4 protein-coding genes and 2 pseudogenes are annotated in these 3,291 nt (G+C 63.3%); 3 read left to right on the top strand and 3 right to left on the bottom strand.

All coding sequences use genetic code 11. From position 1 onward, the window contains the following. Positions 1-245: hypothetical protein (locus ACLP9N_RS23035; protein WP_442409560.1), on the top strand; the 245-nt coding region annotated here is incomplete at its 5' end. Between the two features lie 137 nt (positions 246-382). On the opposite strand, the gene ACLP9N_RS23030 is transcribed toward ACLP9N_RS23035, so the two are convergent. After that, positions 383-1,189 (bottom strand): alpha/beta hydrolase, encoded by an 807-nt coding sequence (locus ACLP9N_RS23030; protein ID WP_442409559.1) that lies wholly within the window; start codon positions 1,187-1,189, stop codon positions 383-385. Between the two features lie 102 nt (positions 1,190-1,291). Between ACLP9N_RS23030 and ACLP9N_RS23025 the strand changes: the two are divergent. Further along, a pseudogene (locus tag ACLP9N_RS23025) lies at positions 1,292-1,561 on the top strand (integrase core domain-containing protein); the annotation flags it as partial. Positions 1,562-1,795: 234 nt separating this feature from the next. On the opposite strand, the gene ACLP9N_RS23020 reads toward ACLP9N_RS23025, so the two are convergent. Both ACLP9N_RS23020 and ACLP9N_RS23015 read right to left on the bottom strand, forming a co-directional pair. Further along, a complete protein-coding gene (locus ACLP9N_RS23020; protein ID WP_442409558.1) occupies positions 1,796-2,236 on the bottom strand; it encodes a nitroreductase family deazaflavin-dependent oxidoreductase in 441 nt (146 codons plus the stop codon). A gap of 38 nt (positions 2,237-2,274) precedes the next feature. Continuing rightward, positions 2,275-2,385 (bottom strand): annotated as a pseudogene (locus tag ACLP9N_RS23015) (CBS domain-containing protein); the annotation flags it as partial. Positions 2,386-2,644: 259 nt separating this feature from the next. On the opposite strand from ACLP9N_RS23015, the gene ACLP9N_RS23010 reads away from it, so the two are divergent. Next, positions 2,645-2,794: a hypothetical protein gene (locus tag ACLP9N_RS23010; protein WP_442409557.1), complete on the top strand. Its 150-nt coding sequence runs from the start codon at positions 2,645-2,647 to the stop codon at positions 2,792-2,794. The last annotated feature ends 497 nt before the right edge of the window (positions 2,795-3,291 follow it).

Genomic DNA, 3,291 nt, shown 5'->3' with positions numbered 1-3,291 from the left:
CACTGCTGCAGCGCGGCACGAGCGCCGACCTCAAGGAGGCGCAGGCCGCGATCGACCGGCTGGCAGCGGAGCCGACCGACCCGGGATTCGTACTGTTCGAGGTTCCGCTGCTGCGGCTGCGGGCTCTTATGGCGCGGGCTCGCGGCGATGCCGCGACTTATGCGCAGTTCCGGGATCGCTACCGTGACATGGCGAAAACGCTTGGCTTCGAGGGGCATATCGCCTGGGCCGAGGCGATGCCGTGACGGCGCGGTTCATCTAGCCCTATCGGTACAGGCACCCTGGCGGGCGGGCCAAGGTCCCGGCTTTAGGCTCTGGGCGGCGCGACGCACAACACAGCCAAATTGATGTCGTCGTCAGCCGCCGTGGCCGACGAACCTGCCTAGTTCGCTGCGTCAGCGGCGAGGACATGATTTCTCGCCATCCAATCGTCGATGTAGCTCATAGTGACCGGTAGAGCCGCCCCTGAAAACACCATGTGGTCAGAGCGGGGAATCTCAACGGAGGTCCCGCGCTGGTACCGGGCTGCGGTTCGGCGCACGACTCCGGCTGACACGATACGGTCACACTGGGCCCCCATCACCAGCACGGGGGCAGTGACCGCCGCGAAATCGACAACGGTGGCCTTCGAAAGCTTTGGCAACGCAAGGAGCAATTCCCAGAGATAGCGCCCGGATTCGCAGACGAAACCGTCATACATCTCCCGGGCGATGTTCTCGGTCTGCGTGTTAGCGATCCAGCGTCGAGATTGCTCGAACGTCGGGGGGCGCCACGGCTTGGTCCAGGAACGTGGCCGTAACAAGTGCGGCAGGGACATGCGCAAGGTTGTGGGGGTCGCACCGAGGATGCCCGCCGCCGGGCCGGGGCATGCTGCCACTAAGCCAGCTTGGCGTGTGCGCGCGGCGACCAGCTGCGCCAGCAGCCCGCCCATCGAGTGACCTATCAGAAGCGGTGGCGAATCCAGCGAATTCACGAATGCCGCCAAGTCGTCGGTGTAGTGCCGAAGGCTCAGTGAGGCAATTTTCATCGCGCCCTCGTGCGAGGGCAGTTCGTGATGGCGCAGCGTCGGGGTGTGCGCCGTGTATCCACGCTCTTCGAATGCGGCGCGGGCCGCAGCCAACTGCTCCCCACGGCCCCAGGATCCGTGAATCAAGACGACGTGTTTGGCTTCGGCCACGAAACTAAGCATGACAGCCAAGGCGCCAGACAGTGCCCCATACGCGTCAAGTTGTTTTGTAGGCGAGAGGCAGGCGGTGAATGCGCCTCCTCGACGATGTCGATCGCCATATCGACTGCACGACTCGCGGAAACTCTTGTTCTGGAAGGAATTGCAGCGTCGATCGGCAGTGTCGGCGATGCCTACGACAACGCTCTCGCGGAGACAACGATCGGGTTGTTGGAGACCGAAGCCGTCGGTCGCGGCAGCCCCCTCCTGACCGGCCCACTGCGCACCATCGATGATGTGGATTGTACGGCGATGGAGTGGGTCGATTGGTTCAACAATCGGCGCCTGCACAGCCAGCTCGACTACCTCCCACCCGAGGAATACGAGGCCGCCTAATACGCTCACGTCCAGACGTCCCAGCCGGCGACGCCTCAACAATGCAGCCGGGCATCAAACCCCGGACGGTTCACCGTGCGGCACAACACATCCGGCGTGTGTGTCGGGTGTCAAACACCGCAAGCACCGAGATCGTGGTGACCGACGACGGCATGACCCGCCCGGCCCGAGCGGGCACCGTTGGGAGCGGTGGCACATGCCTGGACTCATATGGCGCTGGAGGCGATCGCCACGCTAACCGGTGTTTCGCGCCGACCCGCCCTCGCCTTTGCCTTCTGCCGAAGGACTAGGCGCCGAGTTGAATTTCACGTAGTTGGCGATCGGCAGCCAGCCGAATCGCCGTCGGTACTTGGCCGACAACAGCGGTTTGGCCGATGCCGCGTCGATGACCTGCGGCCCGACGACGTCATACGTTTGGCCGCCGCACCGGATCGTCGCACGGCCGGCGGCAAGCACGTTGCGCAGCCAGTCGACCTCAGTGCCGTATGGCAGCCCAACAATGAAGCCGTCCGCTGTCCGGTCGGTCACGACCGGTGTGGCGTAATGCTTTCCGGATCGGCGTCCGGTGTGTTCGATCACGGACGCGAAGTAGTGCTTGCGCCCTGACATGGGCATCATGGCGGGATTGCCGACGTGTTTGTTGAGCACCCGCACAATGTCGAGTACCTGACTCATTGCGCCCTCCTGAATCTGAATTCCGTTGATCTTGCTGGCCGCTTCCCATCTCCGCAGATCGGCAACGCACCGACGCCCAGCTCGCGCATGTGTTGGGCCGCGGTGGTCAGCGTCTCATGCTCGCCGACACATCTCCCTCCGGTGTGCATGATCTCTCGGGCCGTTGTCGTGGTCCTGCTCCTGAAACCACAAAGTTGTGACGACGGTCTGCCGCGCGTATCACAACGTAGGACCGACGTTCACGCCGATCTAGGGTCTTTCGGCTCTCGTAGTGCTATTTGACCTGAGTGTGCGGTCGATTGTGTCGCGTCGAGTAGTCCTGTAGCCGTGGTGGATTCTGCTTAGACCATCGGCAGCCGCCGGGAGCGTTGCTCGGGACCTTGGTAGCGCTGGCTTGGCATTGACCCTGTGAGACGCCTGGTTCGGCCTGGACGACCACCCAACGGTCGTCGCCCGGACGGGCTCGATGCCTCCTCAACCAGAGGAACACAGGATGACGTCGACACCGACGGCAAACTCATCGAACGCCCCGGCGCGACCACCGAGGAGGCCGCCTAAAGATCGTGATCCAAGGTGTTGACAATTGCCCCCGCGATTAGTGGCCCGGGCCTGCTCTCGATGGCAGCCAGGTTAGTGCGGACTATAAAAACGGAGGTTCGATTACAACCGCGGAAGGCGATCTGTTCGGACGCTGGTGAAGGGCCCGGAGACGGTCAACAGCCGGGCCCTTTCCGCGCCGGCGGTATGCGCGTCAACGGTAGCCATTCGTTGCGCCTCAACCCCACGCCCCGCGCGTGACCTTGGACCCTAGAACCTCTGTTCGTTCCCGCGGGATCATGTACTCGGCCGACAAACGTCTGGAAGGAGCATCGCTGGTGGTGTTGTCGACGAACCCAATGAGCGGGGTGACACAGGTGGCGGCCCGGCGTGGTTGAGGATGGCGCTAAAGGTCGCATAGCCATCGAACGTGATGTCGAAATCACGATGGATGACGGCGTGGCTCTGCGCGCCGATGTGTTTCGACCCGACGGTCCTGATCCGGTGCCCGTGGTGAT

Origin of the sequence: Mycobacterium sp. (genome assembly GCF_052144515.1) — a bacterium.
Classification (GTDB): domain Bacteria; phylum Actinomycetota; class Actinomycetes; order Mycobacteriales; family Mycobacteriaceae; genus Mycobacterium.
This window is presented reverse-complemented; position numbering and strand designations above follow the sequence as displayed.

Bases quoted from the DNA above. Each gene is read 5' to 3' on its own strand.
- ACLP9N_RS23030 (WP_442409559.1), bottom strand. From the start codon at position 1,189: ATGCTTAGTTTCGTGGCCGAAGCCAAACACGTCGTCTTGATTCACGGA.
- ACLP9N_RS23020 (WP_442409558.1), bottom strand. From the start codon at position 2,236: ATGAGTCAGGTACTCGACATTGTGCGGGTGCTCAACAAACACGTCGGC.